The sequence below is a fragment of the Nonomuraea sp. NPDC050556 genome (genome assembly GCF_044457355.1).
In the GTDB taxonomy this organism is placed as follows: Bacteria; Actinomycetota; Actinomycetes; order Streptosporangiales; family Streptosporangiaceae; genus Nonomuraea.
Window position 1 is genome coordinate 781277 of record NZ_JBITGU010000005.1, and the last position, 20202, is coordinate 801478.

The window sequence follows — 20202 nt, forward strand, 5'->3', positions numbered from 1 at the left end:
ACTAAGGGTTGCAGAACGCTTGAGACCTGGTCACCGCCAGTACCTGGGCCAGGTCGGCCAGGTAGAGGTGCGGCACGTCGACGAAGACCCGCATGGGCCCGCGATCCAGGCCGAGATGCCGCGCCATCTCGGCCTGGACGTCTGCGAGCGGCACATAGTTCAGGTAGCAGGTGAAGGCGTTCTGCGACCGGAAGGTCGCCGTCATCACCAGCCGGTCGTCCCTGATCCTGAAGGCCAGCCCGATCAGGCAGGGCACCTGGTCGTACGGCTCGCCCGGCGAGGTCAGCGAGATCCACGCGCTCTTGCTGTACGGCTTGGCCTTCAGCAGGTCCTCCGCCCACTCCACCTGGCCGTTGATCCGGGCGCCGTAGCTGTACTTGAACGGGGGGATGACGATGCTCTGGGTGAACTTCCGCGCGTACAGCGTGGCCTTGGTCGCGTCGCCGTACCGCTCGAGGATGGGATCGTTCCACAGCGGGTCGGCGATCTCGAACAGGACGGGCGGGGCCTCGATGATCGGGCCGCGGTCGTCGTCGGCCGGGGCTCCGTCGATCCACACATGGCGCATCAGCCAGATCCACGCCTCCCCACATGATGCCCACTCCGTTGGGCGCTGCATTTAGATCTCCAGGATGTCGTGGGGGAGTCTGCGGCGCCGCGTCACGTTGCAGCGCACGTAGTAGACCAGGTAGTGCACGAGCGAGACGAGCCCGATGCTGATCACCAGCAGCAGGGCGTCCGGTTCAGCGCCGCTGAGTCCGGTGATGCCGATCGTTAAGTAGGCGGAGTTGACGATCGCCATCATCATGACGTTGATCCCCGGCCAGGTCAGGGGCGCGAAGGTCTCGGGGAAGCGCGGGTCGACCGGCAGGTTGGGCTGCCAGTCCAGTTCGTCCTTGAGGCGCGTGACGTAGAGCAGGCGGAAGTTGTTGAGCGCTCTGGCCGTCCTGCCGTGGGCGTTGACCGCCTCGATCAGCCGGAGGTAGGGCAGGATGCCGAACACCCCGAAGATCGCTACTAACGCGAACAGGTAGGGCGGCACGCTCGCCCACTGCGTCAGGTTCGACGGATGGATCACCCCGGTGCTCGCCAGAGCGGTCGCGGCGACGAACGGGACGGACAGCAGGCTCATCGCGAGCCTGGTCATTTTCAGACGTTCGTCCTTCGCGGCGAGATGCACCGCGTAGATGCCGCTGAAATCCACCGCGGCGAGCTGAAGGAAGTGGGCCGGATCTAGCGGCTCCTCCGAGGTCATGCGAGGGGATGGCTTCCGCATGAGCATGCTCCTGTTGGGCGATCTGCCTCCAGTATGAGCACACTTCCAGGGATTGTGGCGGTATTCCTACCAATAGTTCCAACAAATCTCGACTACCGGGCGTCAACGCAGGTCGAGAGCGCTTTTTCCACCTTGTTGATGTATGTAGACGGCAGGTTGGCCAGGAGCGGATCGGTGCAGAGCGACTCCGCGGCGAGCTCCCTGCAGTACGCCAGGGTGTCCGGGACGATCGTGGAGCGGGCGAGGTTGGCCGCGACGTCGCCGTCCAGGAGGCCGGGGTCCTTCTCCAGCGCGCGGAGCAGCGGAAGGGTGTAGACGCCCTCGCGCACGTCGCCGGTGAGGTCCATCAGGTCGTCGAGGATCTGGAAGATCAGCCCGAACCGCTCGCCGTACGTCGCCATCCTGGCCCGCTCCTCCGGGCTCGCGTGCGCGCAGATCGCGGCCACCAGGCACCCGGCGCGGAACAGCGAGGCGGTCTTGCCGGTGATCGAGCGCAGGGCGTTCTCCTGCGTGCGGTGCCGGTTGAACAGGTCGACGGTCTCCAGGTACTGCCCCTCGGCCAGCTCGACCATGGTCGCCGCGAGCACCTCGGCGACCGGCCGCGAGACGGACGTGATCGCCGCCAGGCCCGCCCTGGCCAGCATGAAGTCACCGATCACCAGGGCCTTGCCCGTGCCGAGGTCGGCGTTGAGCGTGGTGGTGCCTCGGCGCGTCTTGGCGTCCTCCATGAGGTCGTCGTGGACGAGGGAACCCGCGTGGATCAGCTCGACGCACGCCGCCGCGGTGATCACCCGGCGGTCGGGGGTCTTGCCCAGCGCCAGCGCCGTCGCGAGGGTCAGCGCCGGGCGCAGCCGCTTGCCACCGGCGGTGATGACGTGCTCGGCGCCCTGGTTGATGCCGGGCAGCGTGGACGAACCGCTCAGCCGCCTGATGCGGTTCTCCACCTTGCGCAGACCGTCGGCCACCGCCGGGAAATTCAGCAACTGATCCATGGTCACGAGCCTGGCTGATCATCCCTGTGCCCTCACTGAGAGACGCTGAGCCGGTTCTCAGGCACTATGGCCGCATGATCGGGCATCTCGGGATCAACGTTCCCGACCTTGGCGCGGCCAAGGCGTACTACGACGCGCTCATGCCGCTCGTCGGCTTCGAGGAGTTCTTCAGCGCCGACGACCAGTTCTCGTACCAGCCTGCGGGGGGCAAGCCGGGGACGTTCGTGTTCTTCTACCCGGCGCTGGAGGAGGGCGGCTACTCGCGGCACAGGACGGGGCTGCAGCACCTGGCGTTCATGGTGCCGACCAGGTCGGCTGTGCATGCCGTACACGAGCACGTGAAATTGGGGGAAGTGCTTCACCCGCCTCGGTTTTTTCCCGAGTATTTTGCGACTTACTACGCCATGTTCTGGACGGACCCTTTTGGGATCATGCTGGAGGCGGTCTGCCATCACGACAAGGAGTGAACTGAATGGGTGTGCACGCTGTTGTGGCCCTGCGTCACGGTGAGGTGTTCCTGGAGGAGTACGGCGAGGGGGAGGACTTCTCGTGGGGCCAGCCGCTGGGGCACGTGCGGTTCGGGCCCGACACGCTGCACGACCTGCGCTCGGTGACCAAGAGCGTCACCGGGCTGCTCTACGGGATCGCGCTGGCCGAGGGCTCGGTGCCGTCGCCCGATGAACCTGTTTCCTCCAAGAGGCCTGAGCTGCTGGTCAGGCATGCCCTGACGATGACGCTGGGCATCGAGTGGGACGAGAGCGTGCCGTACACCAGCACGGCCAACAGCGAGATCGCCATGGAGATGGCCGACGACCGGTACGAGTTCATCCTGTCGCGGCCGCTGGTCGAGGAACCCGGGACGAGCTGGCACTACTGCGGCGGCGCGACCGCGCTGATCGGCAAGCTCATCGCCGACGGGACCGGGCTGACTTTGGAGGAGTTCGCCCGGTCACGGCTCTTCGCGCCGCTGGGCATTTCCGACTTTGTCTGGATGGCCGGGGACGACGGCATCGCCTCGCCCGCCTCCGGGCTGCGGCTACGCCCGCGCGACCTGGCGGCGATCGGGCAGCTCGTGCTCGACCAGGGGCGCGACATCGTCCCCGCCTCGTGGATCGCGGAGGCCACGCAGCCGAAGGTGGCCATCGACGAGGGGACTTCGTACGGTTACCAGTGGTGGGTCTGCGACGACTGGGTCGGCGGGTTCGGCAACGGCGGGCAGCGGCTCGTCGTGGTGCCGGGTAAGAGCCTGGTCATCGCGGTCAACGACGGCGCCTACGACGGGGACACCTCCGCCTCCCAATCGGTGATCGACGCCATACTGTCGTGAAATGCCCGGATCGCGGGATGCTCGCCGTACCCTCGCCTGAAGGCCATGAGGGTGCGGCGGCTGATCGGCAGCGCGGTCAGGGTGACGCCCCGGTGCGGCCGGGCGGCCAGTTTCGGGATCAGCGCCACGCCGAGGCCGTGCGCGGCGAAGGCGAGGACGGCGTCGAAGTCGTCCACGTGGTGGGCGACGCGCGGCTCGAACCCCGCCGCCTGGCAGGCCCTGATCGCCATGGTGTGGCAGAGGGTGCCCGGTTTGCTGAGGATCCAGGCGTCGTCCCTGGCCGCGTCGAGGCTGGGCCGGTTCGTCAGGTAGATCGGCTCGGTGAACAGCGCCTCGGTCTCGACGCTGCCGTCGGTCACGGCTGGCACGAAGTCGTACTCGTGGACCAGCGCGACGTCGAGCTCGCCCGCGCGTAGCGCCGCCGAGACGTCGGCGGGGTCGATCTCGTCGACCATCGGCTCCAGGCCCTGCCTGGCCAGCTCCCTGAGCGCGGGCGGGAGCAGCGTGCGCGCCGCCGTCGGGAAGGCGCCGATCCTGAACGGGCCGGACAGGTGGGTCTTCGTGGCGGCCATCGCGGCCGACGCGCGGTCGAGCTGTTCGAGTACGGCTCGCGCGTGCTCGACCAGCAGGTGCCCGGCCGGGGTCATGGTGACCGTGCGGCCGGTGCGCTCCAGCAGGGGGACGCCCGCCTCGCGTTCCAGGGCGGCGAGCTGCTGGGAGACGGCCGACGGGGTGAACGCCATCGCCTCGGCGACGGCGGCGATGGTCTTTCTCGCTGCCAGCTCGCGGAGGAGGCGGAGCTTGCGGGGGTCGAGCATCAGATCATCTTACGCTCGAAGTCAGAAATCGTCGCTGGACCTTCATGATGGGGGTGGGTCAGGCTGGGTCGCATGCTGACTGGGATCTACGTACCGCTGATCACGCCGTTCTCCCCCTCTGGATCGGTGGACCTTTCCGCTGTGGAGAAGCTGGCCCACCACGCGCTCGACGAGGGGGCTGCCGGGCTGGTGGCGCTCGGGACGACGGGCGAGGTCGGGGCGCTGACGTTCGACGAGCGGGCCTCGGTGATCTCCGTGTGCGAGCAGGTCTCGCGCGAGCGGGGCACGCCGTTGATCGTGGGCGCGCCCTTGCCGGAGGTTCCGGTTTCTGCCACTGCTCTGGTGACGGTGCCTGCTTTCGTGCGTCCTGGTGAGCGGGGGGTCGTGGCGCACTTCCAGGCGATGGCCGCGTCCTCGCCGGTGCCGATCGTGATCTACCACATTCCCTATCGGACCGGGCAGGCGTTGAGCGCTCGTGCGCTGGTGGAGCTGGCCGCGCACCCGCGGATCGTCGGGGTGAAGTACGCGACGGGCGGGGTCGACCAGGACGCCGTCGAGCTGCTGGGCGCCTCGCTTCCGGACTTTTCGGTTATGGGGGGCGACGACGTGGTCATCTCCCCCCTGCTCGGTCTGGGCGCCTCCGGGGGCATTCTCGCCTCGGCGCACCTGCGGACCAGGGACTTCGCCGAGCTGGCCCACGCGTGGCAGGCCGGGGACGTGGCTCGGGCGCGCGCTCTCGGGCACTCGCTGGCGCCGCTGTCCGCCGCGCTGTTCACCGAGCCGAACCCGACGGTGCTCAAGGGGGTGCTGCACGCTCTGGGGCTGATCCCGACGGCTTCCGTACGGCTGCCGCTGCTACCCGCCCAGCCGTCCTCCGTCGAGAAGGTCACCCAGCTGCTCGATCTCGGCGCCGGTCCAGACGCCTGAGTCGAACCGGTGGTTCTCGCCCTGGTCCTGGATCTTCAGCGCGGTCATGCCCGCCTTGGTCGCGCCGGCCAGCTCGTCGCTGCCGCCGTCTCCGACGTACAGGCAGTCTTCCGGCTGGACGCCGAGGGACTGGCAGGCCAGGGCGTAGATGCGCGGGTCCGGCTTCTTGACGCCGGCCACGTAGCTGAAGACCGGGCTGTCGATGTACGGCGCCGCCGGGCAGCCTGGCCACTCCTCCGGGAGGTCGTCGGTGCAGTCGCTGATCAGGCCGACGACCAGGCCTCGCTTCTGGAGGGCTTCCAGCGTGGTCAGCGTGTCCTCGCGCAGTCTCATGAACCTGCGCTCGTTGGCCTGGCGGATCTGTACGGCCTGGCCGACCTGCTCGTGGCTCGGGGTGACGTCGAGGCTCTGGGCCACGGTGCGCAGGGCTTCGGGGAAGGCGCCCATCTCGCCGACGCTCCGCTGGGACCAGCTGCCCCACCAGGCCTCGCGGAACGCGTCCGCCGGAGCGCCGATCGCGGCGGCGAGCTCGCCGACGGCCGTGACCCGGTGTGCGGCGGGGACCGACACGGTCAGGGTGCCGAAGAAGTCGAAAATCACCGCTTTATAGGCCATAAGGGCATTTTCTCAGAGCGCTAGGTGGTGGCGGTACATCCAGGACAGGTCGCTTGCCTCGCGCTTGAGGAAGATCGGCATCATCAGGTCGCGGAAGACCCTCCCGACCGGGCCTGCTGCCTTGCTGTTGCTGATCCTCCTGCTGTACTCCACCACGCGCTCCACCCGCGCGCGGCGCTGCTTCTCGAACTGGGCGAACGGGTCGCGGTCGTCGCGCAGACACCTGGCCAGGACGATCCCGTCCTCGATGGCCAGCGAGGCGCCCTGGCCGGAGCTGGGGGAGGTGGCGTGCGCGGCGTCGCCGGTGAGCACCACCCTGCCGCGGTGCCAGGTGGGGATCGGGGGGAGGTCGTGGATGGGGAGGGCGAGCTCCACCGGGCTGCGCTGGATGAGGTCGGCGGAGAAGTTGTCGTCGTGCTTGAAGGCGTCGACGAGGACGGGCTTCCAGTCGTCTGGGACGTCGCCCTCCTTTCTGGGGAGGTTGGCGAACCACCAGGTCTCGCCGCTCTCGGCGACGGTGTAGCCGAAGAAGGCGCGCTTGCCGAAGACCATGTTGTAGACGCCTGGCTCACCGGTGATGGTGGGGTCCTTGACGATGCCGCCGAAGCTGTAGAGGCCTGAGTACCTGGGTTTGGGGGCGTTCGGGTCGAGTTGGGTCCTGGTGCGGGAGTGGACGCCGTCGGCGGCGATGAGCAGGTCGGCGGTGGCTTCGGTGCCGTCTTCGAAGGTGGCGGTGACGCTCGTTTTGCCGTCGCTTACGGCTTGGAGCCGCTTGCCGTACTTGATAGGGATATTTCGGGATGTGGCCTCGTCGCGGATGATGCGGTAGAGGTCGGAGCGCAGGATCGTGTGGCTGACCGTGCCGTCTTCCAGGGGCATGCCGTTGTCGACCGCGCCCAGGCGCTTGCCTGTGCCGCTCCACATGACCATCTTGGGGGTGGGGATGCCGGCGGCCATGACCTGGCGGTGGGCGCCCAGGGTGCGGAGGGCGTCGAGGCCGTTGGAGGCGATGTTGAGGAACGAGCCGACGCCTTCTGCGGTGTCGTTGTGGGCTTCGTAGATCTCGGCTTCTATGCCGACCTTCTGGAGGGCCATGGCGGTGGCTGGTCCACCGATCCCGCATCCGACAATCAGAGCTTTCATCGTGTTATCCTTTCATTTCGTTCGGTCGAACGAAATATAGGCATGAGGAGGTCGCGGTGTCCAGAGATATTTCGGAGCAGCGAAAGAAACTTCTCGACGAGCTGGCGGTGGTGGGGCGGGAGAACAGCAACGCGGCCGTCATGTTCCACGCCGCGATCGGCGAACGCATCGGCCTGGGTGTGACCGAGGAGAAGACTTTGGACCTCCTCCAGCGCCATGGCCCCTTGACGGCTGGCGAGATCGGCCGCCTGACAGGCCTGGCCCCAGCCTCGGTGAGCGGCCTGATCGACCGGCTGGAGGCCAAGTGGTTCGTCCGCAGACTCCGCGACGTGAAGGACCGGCGGCGGGTGATCGTCGAGATCAACGAGGAGCGCCTGATGGGCTTCGGCGACCTCTTCGGCCCGTTGATGGCCGGTCTGGCGGACTTGTACTCCCGTTATACGGACGCGGAGTTGGAGCTCATCATCGACTTCATGCGCCAAGCCACCGAAATCCAACGCACCGCCACCCTGCACCTCTAAGCCCACGCACCCCCAACCCCACGCACCCCCAACCCCACGCACCCCCAACCCCACGCACCCCCAACCCCGCGCACCCCCAACCCCACGCACCCCCAACCCCGCGCACCCCCAACCCCACGCAGCGCTAACCCGACCAACCCCCGCCTTCTCCCGCGCGCTGCCGCCTCTAGCCCCACCCGCCTCTAGCCCCACGCGCCTCTGGACCACCCACCCCTAGATCGCTGATGTGAAATGCGTGATTGGCTGCGGACATGTCGAAGGGCGTCCATGGTCGGTGTGTGAGAACTGACCTAGACGCCCTTCTGATCGCACTCTACGTGCATCTGGACGATCACGTCATGCCTTCCCGGCAAGGCCCGCGACGGCGGGGCCGGCCGCCGGTGCTGACCCCGGCCGAAGCGGTGGTCGTGGCGGTGGCGCAGGTGCTGCTGCGCTGCGATCAAGAGCGCTACTGGCTGCGGACGGCCGCGGCCCGGATCGGTCATCTGTTCCCGCGGCTGCCGTCCCAGGCCGTCTACAACCGGCAATTGCGCGGCCTGGGCCCGCAGATGTCGGCGGCGGCGTTATGGCTGGCCCGCCAGATCCCGACCTGGCACGAACCACTCAGGCTGATGGACGGTACCCCGGTTCGCTGCGGCGCCTCACGAGTGACGGTCAACCGCTCCGCCCTGGGCGAGATCGCCGGATACGGCATGGACAAGTCCCACCACGCCTTCTACTGGGGCGCCAAACTGATGCTGATCACCACCGCCGACGGCGCGGTGACCGCCTTCAGCCTGGCCTGCCCCAAAGAACTCGACGAACGCAAACAGGCTCTTCACCTGCTGCACATCCACCCAATCGCGCCCGGGCCCTGCCCGATCGTCTGCGACAAGGGCTTCGCCGGCGCCGGCATCGAGAAAGCCGCCGCCGACCTGGGCCACCCGCTGATCCGGCCAACCCGTGACGACGAACCCGCCCATCGTCCGTTCCCCGGCTGGCTACGCCAACGCATCGAAGCGATCATCTGGACCCTGAAGAACCAACTCGGCCTCGAACGCCACAACGCCCGCCACACCGACGGCCTCTGGGCACGTATCAGCCAGCGCATCCTCGCCCTCAACACCGTCATCTGGCACAACTGGAACACCGGCGCACCCGTGAAACGGTCCCTGACCCCCTACGACCACTGACCCGAATTTCACATCAACGATCTAGCCCTCACCCCACCGCTTTTCCTCGCGCTCCCGCCCACCTCTAACCCCACCCCGCCGCGCGCTTCCCTCGCGCTCTCATACACCTCCGCGCCCAACCCCCGCGCCCACGCTCGTCGTGACGGGGTTCCCTTTGAGGTGACGGAGAGAAGACGAGACGGTCCGTCTTGACAGGTGCCACAAGGGCGCCTATCTTCATCCACATGTGCTCCATGTTCCTGTGATCGCCGAACGCGCGTTGAGCCCCGCTCCGCACGTAAGCCCTACTCACCACGAACAGGAGTTGACGCCCTCATGCGTACCGCCCAACTAACCCTCACCGAAGTCACCAAGCGCTACACCGCCGACCGAGTAGTCCTCGACCGCATCTCCCTGACCGTCAAACCAGGCGAAAAGGTAGGCGTGATCGGCGACAACGGCTCAGGCAAGTCCACCCTCCTCAAGCTCATCGCCGGCCGCGAAGCCCCCGACAACGGCGACCTCACAGTGACAGCCCCAGGAGGAACGGGCTACCTGCCCCAAACCCTCGACCTCCCCGGCCACGCCACCGTCCAGGACGCCATCGACCTGGCCATGACCGACCTCCGCGACCTCGAGACCCAGATGCGCACCGCGGAAGCCGACCTGACCGACCTGGAGGCGTACGGCAGGCTGATCGAGGCCTACGAAGCCCGCGGCGGCTACCAGGCGGACACCCGTCTTGAGGTAGCCCTGCACAACCTGGGCCTCCCCACCCTCAACCGCACAAGACGCCTCGACACCCTGTCCGGCGGCGAACGCTCCCGGCTCGCGCTGGCCGCCACCCTGGCGTCGTCCCCAGAACTGCTCCTCCTCGACGAACCCACCAACGACCTGGACGACCAGGCCGTCGGCTGGCTCGAAGACCACCTGCGCAGCCACCGCGGGACCGTGGTCGCCATCACTCACGACCGCGTGTTCCTCGAACGCATCACCTCGACGATCCTCGAGGTCGACCTGGGCAAGGTCCGCAGGTACGGCGACGGCTATCAGGGCTACCTGGCCGCCAAGGCCGCCGAACGCCAGGCCTGGATCCGCTCGTATGAGGAGTTCGTGCAGGAGGTGGGGCGACACGCGTCGCTGGTGACCGCGAACGCCGGACGGCTGGCGGCGATCCCCCGCAAGGTGGCCCAGGCGGGGATGGGCACGGGTGCGTGGCGCGCCCGCTCCTGCTCCCACGGCGCGATGAGCCGCATCAAACAGTCACACGCCCGCTTGGAGGCACTGCACGCCAACCCCATCCCACCCCCACCCACCCCACTGCGCTTCACCATCCCCACCCCGACGTCCGCACGACCCACATCCCCCCACACACCACCCACATCCACGACAACCGCCGCCACTCAAGAACCGACCACATCCACCCACAAGGTCCACGCACCCGCATTGGCACGACCCGCGCCGGGCGTATCCACGGCTGCGCGCGCGTCGGGCGGCCTCGCGTCGGCCGGATCCACGGGTGTGCGCGCGTCGGCCGAACGCGGGGCGGGCGGGTCGACGGGCGCGCTTCTGTCGGACGCGCCCGCGTCGGGCGGATCCGCGGGTGCGCGAATGTCGGGCGGAGGTGGGCCTGCGCGCGTGTCGGGCGGGGCTGCGCCTGCGCTCGTGGCGGGAGGGTCGGGAAGCGAGCACTCGGCCAGTGGAGCTGTGTGGGAAAGGGGCGGGTTGGGTTTGTCCGAGCCTTCTGCAGGGGTGGCTGTGCCGCCCACGGGTGATCGGGCGGTGGTTGCGGAGTTGGTGGGGGTTCGGGTGGAGGGGCGGTTGGTTGTTCCTCGGCTTGAAGTCCGGCAGGGAGAGCGGGTGCTGGTCACGGGGCACAACGGTGCTGGCAAGAGCACGCTCATGCAGGTCCTTGCCGGTGAGCTGGTTCCATCGTCCGGGACCGTACGGTTGCCTGAGCCTGCGCGGGTTGGGCATCTTCGGCAGCACGAGTGGCTGGCTCGGCCATACGAGACCGTCCTGGGGGCCTATGCCTACGGGCGGGAGGGGGCGGCTGAGGAGTATGTGGAGGAGCTTCTGTCGCTCGGGCTGTTCCGGCCTGCGGATCTGATGGTTCAGGTGGCGGATCTGTCGTATGGGCAGCGGCGCCGGGTTGAGTTGGCTCGGTTGGTCACCGCGCCGGTGGATCTGTTGCTGCTCGACGAGCCGACCAACCACTTCTCGCCTGCGCTGGTGGAGCAGTTGGAGGAGGCGCTGACCGTGTTTCAAGGGGCGTTGGTGGTGGTTACGCATGATCGGCGGATGCGGGCCGGTTTCGCTGGTACGCGTCTGGAGCTGTCTGAAGGGCAGGTTGTCCGGCGCTGACCTAGACGGCAGCTTAGGCAAGGTCCATCAATCGTCAACGGCTCGTTGGGATTCTCACCAGGCATCTACATCGTCCCTGGAAGGAATCCCGCATCGTGCGAAGCATCGTGATCACCGTGGCGTTGAGCATCGGCGTCTTGACTGCCTGCGGTGGTGGTCAGACCTCAGGCGCAGCCGTACCCGCTGGCCAACCCACCGCGCTTGCAGCTCAGTCCAGTTCCCCAGCTGACGCCAAGCCGTCAGCTGGGGGTGACGAGCAGTCGGACGCCGACGCCAAGACGACCTCGATGTTCGGCAAGGTCACCCTGATGGCTCCGGGGAAGCTCATGATCGACGAGGTGAAGACCGTCAAGGACGACAAGAGCGCCACCGGACCCGGCATCAAGCTGGTGCCGACCGGCGAGGCGCAGGCCGTCCTGATCTCAGAGGAGTCCAAGGTGCTCAGCTCGGGCTCGGGGTTGTGCCCGTCGAAGGACGGGGCGATCACCGCGGATGACGACGGTGCGGGCACGGGGCCGTGCACCATCGAGCAGCTCGAGTCGTACCTCGGGGACAAGAAGGGGCCGAAGGCCATCCTCGCCGAGGTGAGTTACGACGACGGCGGCATCGTCACGACGATCGTCGAGCACTATTCGGATGGCATTCTCTGACCCCGCGCGGGCGCTGCTGGAAGGGTTTGAGTGGTCAGGGCCTCTGGTGACGCGATGCCGGTCCGTGCGCGGGGCCTGATCGAGGCGCGCGGCTCTGGATCCAAAGGGGCCGCGGGAGGAGGTACGGCCGGGCGTCGGGTGATCTCGGCGGATCCTCAACGTAACCTCAACACGCCTGCGCCTACGTTCCTCGCATCGACTCGATGTTCGACGAAGGAGGAGCAGATGCGCACCCTGTCCACGCTCGTGCTGGCCGCCGCGGTCGCTGGTGGTGTCCTCGTCCCCGGCCTTCCGGCCGCCGCGGCCACCGGGCCGCTGCCGTGTGGCACCCAGGCCAAGTCCCCAGGTTCGCTCCACCTCAGCATGAAGTACTCCATCACCACGGTCATCGGCCGCAACGGCAACGGGCACCTCTTCAGCGGGACGACGCAGAAGGGGCGCGAGTACCTCTGGACGAAGGGCACCGGGTTGCGGGCGGACGATCAGATCTCGATCGACTGGTCGAAGGACCAGGGGGAGACGTACCACTCCTGCCGGGTCACGCTCGATTACGGTCGCAGCGTCGCCACCACCAAGGCCGTGGTGAGCAGGAAGGGGTACTACTACCGCTCGTGCGTGAAGACCGACAAGTGGGAGTGCAGTGAGTGGGTGGAGATCGGCTAGCGCCCGTCACCGTGGCTAGGAAGAGGAGCGTGACCAGGGATTCCGGGGGGTGACGGCGAGACGGCGAGCGAGGCAAAGAGGGGCTCAGGACAGTACGGCAAAGACCGTCGAGCTGGTGAGCGCGGCGCGGGGAGGGCAGCGTGTTCGGCGCCGCGAAGGCGTTGCGAGGGGGTGCCTCGCCCAGGGGGGCCTGGGCGAGGGTGGGGGTCAGCGTTCTGCGTGGCGGATGGCGGTGCCGATGTCGCTGACGCGGTCGGCCAGCAGGCCGATGGCGCCGACGGCGCGGGTCATCGGGTCGTCCTCCGCGCCGCCCAGCGCCCGCGTCCGCAGGTAGGCGGTCTTGACCTCCGCCCACCGGGCCTGCTGCTCCGGCGTCATCCTCCCGCGCAGCTCCGCGAGCTTGAGAAGGTTCGCCTCGGCCCCCGAGGTGAGCGTCTGGGCCTCACCCGTGTAGTGGTCGTCGATCACCGCCTCCAGCTCCTCGTCGTTCATCGCCGGAACGATGCGCTCGGCCAGCTTGTTCATGTTCCGATAAGACCCCTGCAGCTTGTACGGAGGCTCCGTACGTGAATCCTCCGACTGCGCCGCCGAGGCGATGTAAGCCTGGTTGTTGGCCAGCACCACCTCCTGCACCCTGACGAGCTTGCGCAACACGGCGAGGATCTGCTCCAACTCCACCTTCGAGTAGGGATGTTCCAGCTGGTCGGCCCGGACCGAGGAGTCGCCGCGCGCCAGCCGTACCAGCAGCTCGACGTCCCCACGAGCGCGCGTCGACAGGGGCGCGAGCACGGGGTTGGAGGTCAGCGCGTTGTCGATGTAGCTGAGCGCGAACAGCTCGTCGCGCCCGCTCAGCACGTCGCCCAGGTTCCACACGTCGGCCCGGTTGGCCAGCATGTCCGGGATGCGGAACCGCTGCCCCGACTCGGTGTACGGGTTGCCCGCCATGCACACGGCGAACCGCTTGCCGCGCATGTCGTAGGTGCGGGTGCGCCCGTTCCACACGCCTTCGATGCGCCGTTGCGCGTCGCAGAGCGAGATGAACTTCTGCAGCAGCTCCGGCGAGGTGTGCTGGATGTCGTCGAGGTAGAGCAGCGTGTTGTTGCCGGACTCCAGCGCGAACGAGATCTTCTCCACCTCCTGCCTGGCGGTCGCGTCGGGCGCCTCCTCAGGGTCGAGCGAGGTGACGCCGTGCCCCAGGGCGGGCCCGTTGACCTTGACGAAGACCAGGCCGAGGCGGCTGGCGACGTATTCCATCAGCGTGGTCTTGCCGTAGCCGGGCGGCGAGATGAGCAGCAGCAGGCCCATCTGGTCGGTGCGCTTGCCCTCACCTGCCGCGCCGACCTGCTTGGCCAGGTTGTCGCCGATGAGCGGCAGGTAGACCTCGTCGAGCAGGCGGTTGCGGACGAAGGCGCTCATGACCTTGGGCTTGTACTCGTCCAGCCGCAGCCGGGACCGCTCAGCGGCCACCAGCTCGCCGCGCTGCTTCTGGTAGGCGCGGTAGGCGGGCACCTGGTCCTCCGCGAACGAGCGGGTCCTGGTGAGGAACTCGTCGAGGCGGATCTCCAGCTTCCTGTCGGCGATCCGTGCGTGCGTGCCGAGCAGGCCGTCGACGGTGGCGACGAGCGAGGCGCTGGAGTCGTGGCGCGGCAGGTCACAGAGCTGCAGCGCCACCGCCTCGGGCAGCTCGGGCGCGTCCTCGAAGCCGCCCAGCCAGGCGTGGGCGAGTTGGAGGCGCTCGGGGAGGGGGAGCTGCTTGAGCTCCTCTTCGAACTCGCGCACCTTGACCGACCCCAGCGTCTGGCGGAAACGGTCGAGGAGCTGGCGGGCGGCGTTGCTGGTGACGAAGCCGAACGGCTTGGCCGCCAGCTCCTCGACGAGGTATTCGCCCGCGAGCGCGGTGTCTGGGGGACAGGTGCTGAGCGAAGCGTGGAAACCCGCGATCGTGGCGGCTGCTTCTGCGTAGAGCGGGGCCAGGGCGGAGGCGCCGAAGGTGTCGCGAGCGCGGGCCAGCGACACCGCTCTGGTGGTCAATGTTTTACGTGAAACGTCGTCCAAACCGAAGGCCCACAGCAGCTGAGCTGCGGCGCGAGCCGCCGGGGAGTAGCGCAGCAACCCCGCGCCCTCGCGCAGGCGCAGCACGGCGTCAAGGATCATCGCCGAGTCGTGGTCGTGCACGCCGCGCTCGTACCCCTCGTCGTAGCGCTCCTCGGCGGCCTGCCGTACGAGATCGGGAAGGGAGTCCCCGGCCCGCACCGACCCCAGCAACGACGCCGCCAGATGCTCCCCTCGATAGACGGAGGAAGACTCCGACACCACGAGCTGGTCCCAGAACGGCCGGGTCGCGCCGAAGGACGCGGGAGCGGGCGACCGGTAGTCGGTGCCGGTGATCGAGAAGTGCATCTCGCCGTCGTGCGGCACCAGCGTGAGGTCGATGGGCTGGGTGTTGACCGCGAACCGGTGCCGCCCCAGCCGCAACGTCTCGCCGCCGTCGGAGAACAGGTCGAGCCGGTCGCGCAGCGCCCGCCCCGCCTCCTGCTGCGCCGCCTTGATGCGCCCTTCGAGCTCCTCTGCCCGTACGGCGTCGCCGAGCCCGCGCAGCTCGTCGGCCACCGCACGCAGCTTGGACACCATCGAGTCGGTGGCGAAGTAGGTGTTGACCTCGTCGAGCGACCCCAGCGACGCCACCCGCCGCGAGATGCTCCCCAGGATGCGCTCGGCCGACTGGGTGATCCGGTCGGCCCGCCGCGCCCGCGCGTCGAGCAGCGACTGCTTGCGCGCGGAGAACGCCTCGTAGACGTCCTCCCGCTTGGTGGTCAGCTGCGCCACGAAGTCGTCGAACTCGCCGAAGCGCGACTCCAGGTTCTCCAGCTGCAGCATCAGCCGCCCGAGCTGCTCGTCGCACCGCTCAGGGGTGTCCGCGACGGCCAGCGCCCCGGTCACCGCCTGCCCGAGCAGCGCGAACTCCGCCGAGAAAGCGGCGCGCCCCTCGACGGACAGCAGCTCCTTGCGCCGCCCGTCGAGCACGGCGCGCGCCCGGTTGACCCCGCCGAGCACCTCGCCGATGCGCGACAGGATGGAGGTGCGCACGGTCGCGTCGGCGATGTCGAGCGACCCGACGACCTCGGTGACCACCCCCAGCCCCTCGGACTGGGTGGCCAGGCGCTCGGCCACCGGCGCCGCCTCGGCCACGGTGGCGATCGCGGAGGCGTCGGTGGCCAGCTGATCGACGGCCGCGTGATAGCCCGTGAAGGCGTCGGAACCGGACAGGAAGTCGACGGCCCGCCTGCCCACGGACGTCAGCTCGCCGGACAGCCGCTCCCCGAGCGCATCCAGCCGCGCCAGATCGATGTAGCGCACCTCGCGCAGGGTGACGAGGCGTCCCTGTGCCCTGCGCAACCCGGCCAGGAGCGCGATCCAGGCGTCGGCAGAAACCGGCGAGTCCGCGGCGGCCTGCCGTACCAGCGTCAGGGTCTCCTCGGAAGCCGTTTCCAGCGTCGACGCGGCCTGGAGGGTGAGCTGCTCGACGTTCTCGTACTCGTCGAGCACCTGCTCGGCGGTGGCCCGCACGTCGGCGAGCGGGCCGCGCAACCCCTGCTCGCCCAGCCAGTGGTAGTGGTCGAAGGCGCGCGTGCACGAGGCGATCAGCGCCTCGAACGTGCCCATGGAGGGCGCCATCTCCTCGACCATCCGCGCCACGGACAGGCAGTCGGAGATGCCGCGCACCAGCTCGGCGTTGCCGATGCGCTCCAGCGGCCCGGTGCCGGTCGGCTGCGCCGCCGCGTAGGTGTCGGAGACGTAGGGCGTCTGCCAGACCTGCATCGGGTGCACGCGCGTCGGCTCGTCGGAGGTGGCGCGGAAGACCACCATCGTGCCGTCGTCGAACAGCGAGAAGCCGTGGCACGGGATGGGGTTGGCCACCTCCTTCCTGATCACGTTGTACGGCAGGAGCAGCGAGCGGCCGTCGCCCTGGGCGTGGAAGACGTAGAGCACGTCCTCACCGTTGGGCGAGCGCACCACCCGCTCGAACTCCAGGTCGGCGACGTCGGTGTCGAACGTCTTGCTGATGCCGGTCGCCAGGTAGAAGCCGCCGGGGAAGATGATGCCCTGGTCCTCAGGCAGCCGCTGGCAGGCCTGGCCGATGCCGTCGAGCCTGGTCACGGACTTGGTGCGGGTGTTGAAGACCAGGTGGCGCCACTCGGTCTCCTTGTAGGGCTTGACCCGCAGCAGGATGAGCGGGCCGACCCTGGCGTGCTCGACGTCGGCGTCGGCCAGCGACTGCAGCGGCTCGGCCACCGGCTCGCGGTAGATGCCCTCGCCGGTCTCCGTGTTGTTCTCGATCTTGATGGTGAGGTCGCCGCCGACGGTCTCGACGAAGACCTCGCCCTCGATCGAGATGTGCGGATGGCGGCCGAGCACGTGGTCGTCGCGGGTGGTGACCGTCCACTCGAAGTCGTGCGACGGCGGGAAGACGTGGTCGCGCTCCCCGCGGTTGTCCTGGTATTTCGCGGCTCCGGTGGTGCTCACGCCCCAGCGCAGGACCCTCGTGTCCGAGGGCCCCGTCCTGAAGACGGCGAGGAGCTTGCCCTCGACCCGGCGCAGGGTCTGGAGGCGGGCCTCCTTGTAGTAGCGGTACAACTCGGCGAAGTCCTTCTGGAAGGCGGGGTCGGTGAGCGCCTCCCACTGTGCCGGGTCGAACCTGAACGCATCGTCGGTGCGGGCGAACCTGTGGACGGAGAACACGTCATCCACAGCCGTCTCCGGCTTGAGCCCGATGAACACGTTGTAGCCGAACAACATCCGGTCCCCCAGGGAGACGATGTCGCGCGGCACGCAGTTGTTCTCCGTACGGATGCGTTCCGTCCCCAGCAGCCGCAGCTCGGCGCCGCCGAAGACGGTCAGGCGCTTGGCGTTGACCGCCTCCGCCGCCGCGGCGAGCTCGCGCGCCTGCCCGATGAGCCGGTTCCTGAGGACCTCATAGGTTCCGGCCTCAAGGCCCTGATCCACGGACATCAGCCCTTTGCCGCCGTAAGGGCCGCGACCGACGAGTCGGCCACCCCGATGCGGCGCGCGTGCTCCAGCAGCTCGCCCAGCTTCGCCGACTCGGGTCCGCCCTGCTGCATCAGCTGCATGAGCAGCGCCGAGATCGTGAGGTTCTTGACGTCGGCGGTGTCGATCCCGCCGATGATCCGCCCGAGGTCCGCCGTCAGCGAGGCCGTCCCGTTGAGGTACGGCTCGGCCAGCGACTGCGCCACCGAGGAGTGCTCGACGAACCCGTCGACGACCTTGCCGGCGGTGATCGAGCCGACCACCTTGTCGAAGAACATCGTGTCGCCGCCGACGATGTCGATGTTCGCCTTCGCCAGGCCCGCTGCCAGCACGCTCGCCTGCGCGGAAGCGATCTCCCTGTTGACGTCGATCTGCTTGAGCTTGACCGACGTGTCGGCCTCCAGACGGAGCCGGAACTCCTCGTGCCCGCGCGACGCCTCGTCCAGCGCCGCCATCGCGGCCGCCTTCTCCGTCAGACCCTCGGCCTCTGCCTTGAGCTTCTCGCCCACCGCCGCGGCCTGCGCGAACGCCATCGCCTGCTCGCCCTCGGCCTGCGCCTTGAGCCTGTCGCCCTCGACCAGGGCCATCGACTTCGCGCCCTCGGCCTCGACCCTGAGCTTCTCGCCCAGGACCAGCGCCTCGGCGCGGCCGACCTTCTCGATCGCCTCCGCGTCCCGCTCGCGCACCTGGACCTCGGCCAGCCCGGTCGCCGCCGCCTCGGCCTGGATGCCCTCGGCGAGCCTGATCTTGGCCCGCGCGTCGAGGTCGGCCGTCTGCTGCCTGGCCTCGGCGAGGACGATCTCCTCGCGCGCCTTGAACTTGGAGGCCGCCTCCGCCGCCTCTGCCGCCTTGATGTCCTTGACCAGGTGCTCCTGGGCTTCCGCCTCGGCCGCGATGATCGTGGTCTGGCGCAGGCGCTCCGCCTCTTCGAGGGCGCGCAGCTTCTTGATCGACTCTTCCTGCTCGGCGACCGTGCGCTCGACCACGATCCGCTCGCGGATCACCTCGGCGATCGAGCGCTTCTCCGTCTCGAGCTCCTTGTCCTTGGAGATGCGCGACAGCTCGGTCTCGCGCTCGCGGGAGATGACCTCCAGCATGCGGTCCTTCTCGATGCGCTCGCTCTCGATGGCGATGACGCGTTCCTTGTTCTTCTCCGCCACGGCGACCTCACGTGCGCGGTTCTCGTGCTGGATGCCGAGCTGCTCGTCGGTCTTGATGTTGGCGGACGTGGCGCGCAGCCGCTCCTCGGCCTGCACGCGGGCGATCTCCGCCTCCTCGCGCGCCTTCATCGTCTCGATCTCGCGGCGCTGCTTGATCTCCGCGTCCGCCTGGCGGCGCTCCAGTTCGAGGATGGCCTCGCGGGCGTCCACGTTCTGGCGGGTGATCTCCTTCTCCTCGGCGCGGGTGAACTCGTTGGTCCGCACGTGCTCCAGAGCCGTCAGCTCGGTGATCTTACGGATGCCCTGGGCGTCCAGGATGTTGCTCTTGTCCAGGGAGAGCAGCGAGGTCTGCTCCAGGTAGTCGATCGCCGCGTCCTCGAGGCTGTAGCCGTTGAGGTCGGTGCCGATGAGGCGGACGATCTCGTCGCGGAACTCGTCGCGCTTGGTGTAGAGGTCGACGAAGTCGAGGTGCTTGCCGGCCGTCTTCAGCGCCTCGGAGAACTTGGCCGCGAACAGCTCCTGCAGCGTCTGCTCCGCGCTGGCCCGTACGGTGCCGATGGCCTGCGCGACCTTGATGACGTCTTCCGCCGTCTTGTTGACGCGGACGAAGAAGGTGATGCGGATGTCGGCCCTGATGTTGTCGCGGCAGATGAGGCCCTCACGGCCGGACCGGGCGATCTCGATGGTCTTCACCGAGATGTCCATGATCTCGGCCTTGTGGAAGACAGGTAAGACGACCGCGCCGGTGAACGTCACGTCGACTTTGTTGACCTTGGAGATGATCAGCGCCTGGCCCTGTTCGACCTTGCGGAAAAGGCGGCTGATGACGACGAGGAGGCCGACGATGACGATGAGGACGACCGCGAGCAGAATGCCGAAGCCGGTGGAGATGACACCCATCAGTGTTCCCTTTCATACGGCATGACGAAGAAGAACTCACCGTCTGCGTCGTATTCGAAGATGAGAGCGTTGTCGCCGCTCTTGAGGTGGTCCGTGCCGGTCGTCCGTACCTGGACGATGGCGGTGGAGCCGTCGGCGGCGGTGACTTCGGCCTGGCCGAAGTCAGTGGAGGCCTGACCTGTACGGATCACACAGTGGAGGCCGACGAAGTCGTGTCGGGAGGGTTGCCTGGTGTTGGGGAACAGCCTGCGCAAGGGGAGCGCGATCAGTCGCGCTCCCAGCCACCCCGCAAAGACAGCGACGGGCAGCACGAGCAGGCCAGGCAGTGACAGGGCGCCACCGGCCAGGCTGAAGAACCAGGCCAGAGCCACCATCAGGGAGACGGAGACCCCGGCGGGCACACCGCCGAGACCCAGCCACGGCAGGTCGTCGTCCAGGTCGGTGAGGCCGAAGATGACGAGAAGCCAGTAGGCGACGACGATGACGAGCAGGAAACTGAAGACCACAGCCGGAAAAGACAACACGGCGTCGATGAACTCGCCCATCGGCGTGTGGAATCCCCCTTGTTGCGGCCCCTGGGTGTGGGAGGCCGACTATATCCGCACGACTCATTGGTTATGAGTATTTATACGGACATTGCAGCCAACTT

17 protein-coding genes and 1 pseudogene are annotated in these 20202 nt (G+C 68.2%); 9 read left to right on the forward strand and 9 right to left on the reverse strand.

Features of this window, described 5'->3' with window-relative positions:
• Position 1: 1 nt before the first annotated feature.
• The 3 genes from ACIBG8_RS46020 to ACIBG8_RS46030 form a co-directional block, all read right to left on the reverse strand.
• On the reverse strand, positions 2–568 hold the full coding sequence (locus ACIBG8_RS46020; protein ID WP_397349604.1) for a hypothetical protein: 567 nt from the start codon (positions 566–568) through the stop codon (positions 2–4).
• Between the two features lie 51 nt (positions 569–619).
• Entirely contained in the window at positions 620–1276 is a 657-nt protein-coding gene (locus ACIBG8_RS46025) for a hypothetical protein (RefSeq protein WP_397349605.1), read from the reverse strand.
• Positions 1277–1368: 92 nt separating this feature from the next.
• The gene (locus tag ACIBG8_RS46030) at positions 1369–2268 is read right to left on the reverse strand and encodes a polyprenyl synthetase family protein (RefSeq protein ID WP_397349606.1); all 900 of its coding nucleotides are present in this window, start codon (positions 2266–2268) and stop codon (positions 1369–1371) included.
• Positions 2269–2342: 74 nt separating this feature from the next.
• Between ACIBG8_RS46030 and ACIBG8_RS46035 the strand changes: the two genes are divergently transcribed.
• Both ACIBG8_RS46035 and ACIBG8_RS46040 read left to right on the forward strand, forming a co-directional pair.
• Complete coding sequence (locus tag ACIBG8_RS46035) at positions 2343–2735, forward strand: VOC family protein (protein ID WP_397349607.1); 393 nt, start codon at positions 2343–2345, stop codon at positions 2733–2735.
• 5 nt (positions 2736–2740) lie between these two features.
• On the forward strand, positions 2741–3595 hold the full coding sequence (locus ACIBG8_RS46040; RefSeq protein WP_397349608.1) for a serine hydrolase domain-containing protein: 855 nt from the start codon (positions 2741–2743) through the stop codon (positions 3593–3595).
• Here the strand turns inward: ACIBG8_RS46040 and ACIBG8_RS46045 are convergent.
• A complete protein-coding gene (locus ACIBG8_RS46045) occupies positions 3541–4413 on the reverse strand; it encodes a LysR substrate-binding domain-containing protein (protein WP_397349609.1) in 873 nt (290 codons plus the stop codon). The two genes, ACIBG8_RS46040 and ACIBG8_RS46045, sit on opposite strands and share 55 nt — an antisense overlap.
• 72 nt (positions 4414–4485) lie before the next feature.
• On the opposite strand from ACIBG8_RS46045, the gene ACIBG8_RS46050 reads away from it, so the two are divergent.
• The gene (locus ACIBG8_RS46050; RefSeq protein WP_397349610.1) at positions 4486–5340 is read left to right on the forward strand and encodes a dihydrodipicolinate synthase family protein; all 855 of its coding nucleotides are present in this window, start codon (positions 4486–4488) and stop codon (positions 5338–5340) included.
• Here ACIBG8_RS46050 and ACIBG8_RS46055 read toward each other — a convergent pair.
• Both ACIBG8_RS46055 and ACIBG8_RS46060 read right to left on the reverse strand, forming a co-directional pair.
• Positions 5269–5955, reverse strand: a complete 687-nt coding sequence (locus ACIBG8_RS46055; RefSeq protein ID WP_397349611.1) for an HAD family hydrolase — start codon at positions 5953–5955, stop codon at positions 5269–5271. The two genes, ACIBG8_RS46050 and ACIBG8_RS46055, sit on opposite strands and share 72 nt — an antisense overlap.
• Positions 5956–5967: 12 nt before the next feature.
• A complete protein-coding gene (locus tag ACIBG8_RS46060; protein WP_397349612.1) occupies positions 5968–7098 on the reverse strand; it encodes an FAD-dependent oxidoreductase in 1131 nt (376 codons plus the stop codon).
• Between the two features lie 56 nt (positions 7099–7154).
• On the opposite strand from ACIBG8_RS46060, the gene ACIBG8_RS46065 reads away from it, so the two are divergent.
• The 6 genes and pseudogenes from ACIBG8_RS46065 (at position 7155) to ACIBG8_RS46090 (ending at position 12447) form a co-directional block, all read left to right on the forward strand.
• Positions 7155–7619 (forward strand): MarR family winged helix-turn-helix transcriptional regulator, encoded by a 465-nt coding sequence (locus ACIBG8_RS46065; RefSeq protein WP_397349613.1) that lies wholly within the window; start codon positions 7155–7157, stop codon positions 7617–7619.
• A gap of 278 nt (positions 7620–7897) precedes the next feature.
• Positions 7898–8791: a transposase gene (locus ACIBG8_RS46070; RefSeq protein ID WP_397349264.1), complete on the forward strand. Its 894-nt coding sequence runs from the start codon at positions 7898–7900 to the stop codon at positions 8789–8791.
• 315 nt (positions 8792–9106) lie between these two features.
• Positions 9107–10120: pseudogene (locus ACIBG8_RS46075) on the forward strand (ATP-binding cassette domain-containing protein); the annotation flags it as partial.
• 261 nt (positions 10121–10381) lie between these two features.
• A complete protein-coding gene (locus ACIBG8_RS46080) occupies positions 10382–11134 on the forward strand; it encodes an ATP-binding cassette domain-containing protein (protein WP_397349754.1) in 753 nt (250 codons plus the stop codon).
• Positions 11135–11229: 95 nt separating this feature from the next.
• The gene (locus ACIBG8_RS46085) at positions 11230–11784 is read left to right on the forward strand and encodes a hypothetical protein (RefSeq protein WP_397349614.1); all 555 of its coding nucleotides are present in this window, start codon (positions 11230–11232) and stop codon (positions 11782–11784) included.
• A gap of 225 nt (positions 11785–12009) precedes the next feature.
• Positions 12010–12447, forward strand: a complete 438-nt coding sequence (locus ACIBG8_RS46090; RefSeq protein ID WP_397349615.1) for a hypothetical protein — start codon at positions 12010–12012, stop codon at positions 12445–12447.
• A gap of 207 nt (positions 12448–12654) precedes the next feature.
• Here the strand turns inward: ACIBG8_RS46090 and ACIBG8_RS46095 are convergent, their stop codons facing one another.
• The 3 genes from ACIBG8_RS46095 to ACIBG8_RS46105 are packed head-to-tail and all read right to left on the reverse strand — an operon-like array spanning position 12655 to position 20098.
• Entirely contained in the window at positions 12655–17457 is a 4803-nt protein-coding gene (locus ACIBG8_RS46095; protein ID WP_397349616.1) for a DNA repair ATPase, read from the reverse strand.
• The gene (locus ACIBG8_RS46100) at positions 17457–19553 is read right to left on the reverse strand and encodes an SPFH domain-containing protein (protein WP_397349617.1); all 2097 of its coding nucleotides are present in this window, start codon (positions 19551–19553) and stop codon (positions 17457–17459) included. Before ACIBG8_RS46100 ends, ACIBG8_RS46095 begins: the two co-directional genes overlap by 1 nt.
• Positions 19553–20098 (reverse strand): hypothetical protein, encoded by a 546-nt coding sequence (locus tag ACIBG8_RS46105; protein ID WP_397349618.1) that lies wholly within the window; start codon positions 20096–20098, stop codon positions 19553–19555. Before ACIBG8_RS46105 ends, ACIBG8_RS46100 begins: the two co-directional genes overlap by 1 nt.
• Between the last annotated feature and the right edge of the window lie 104 nt (positions 20099–20202).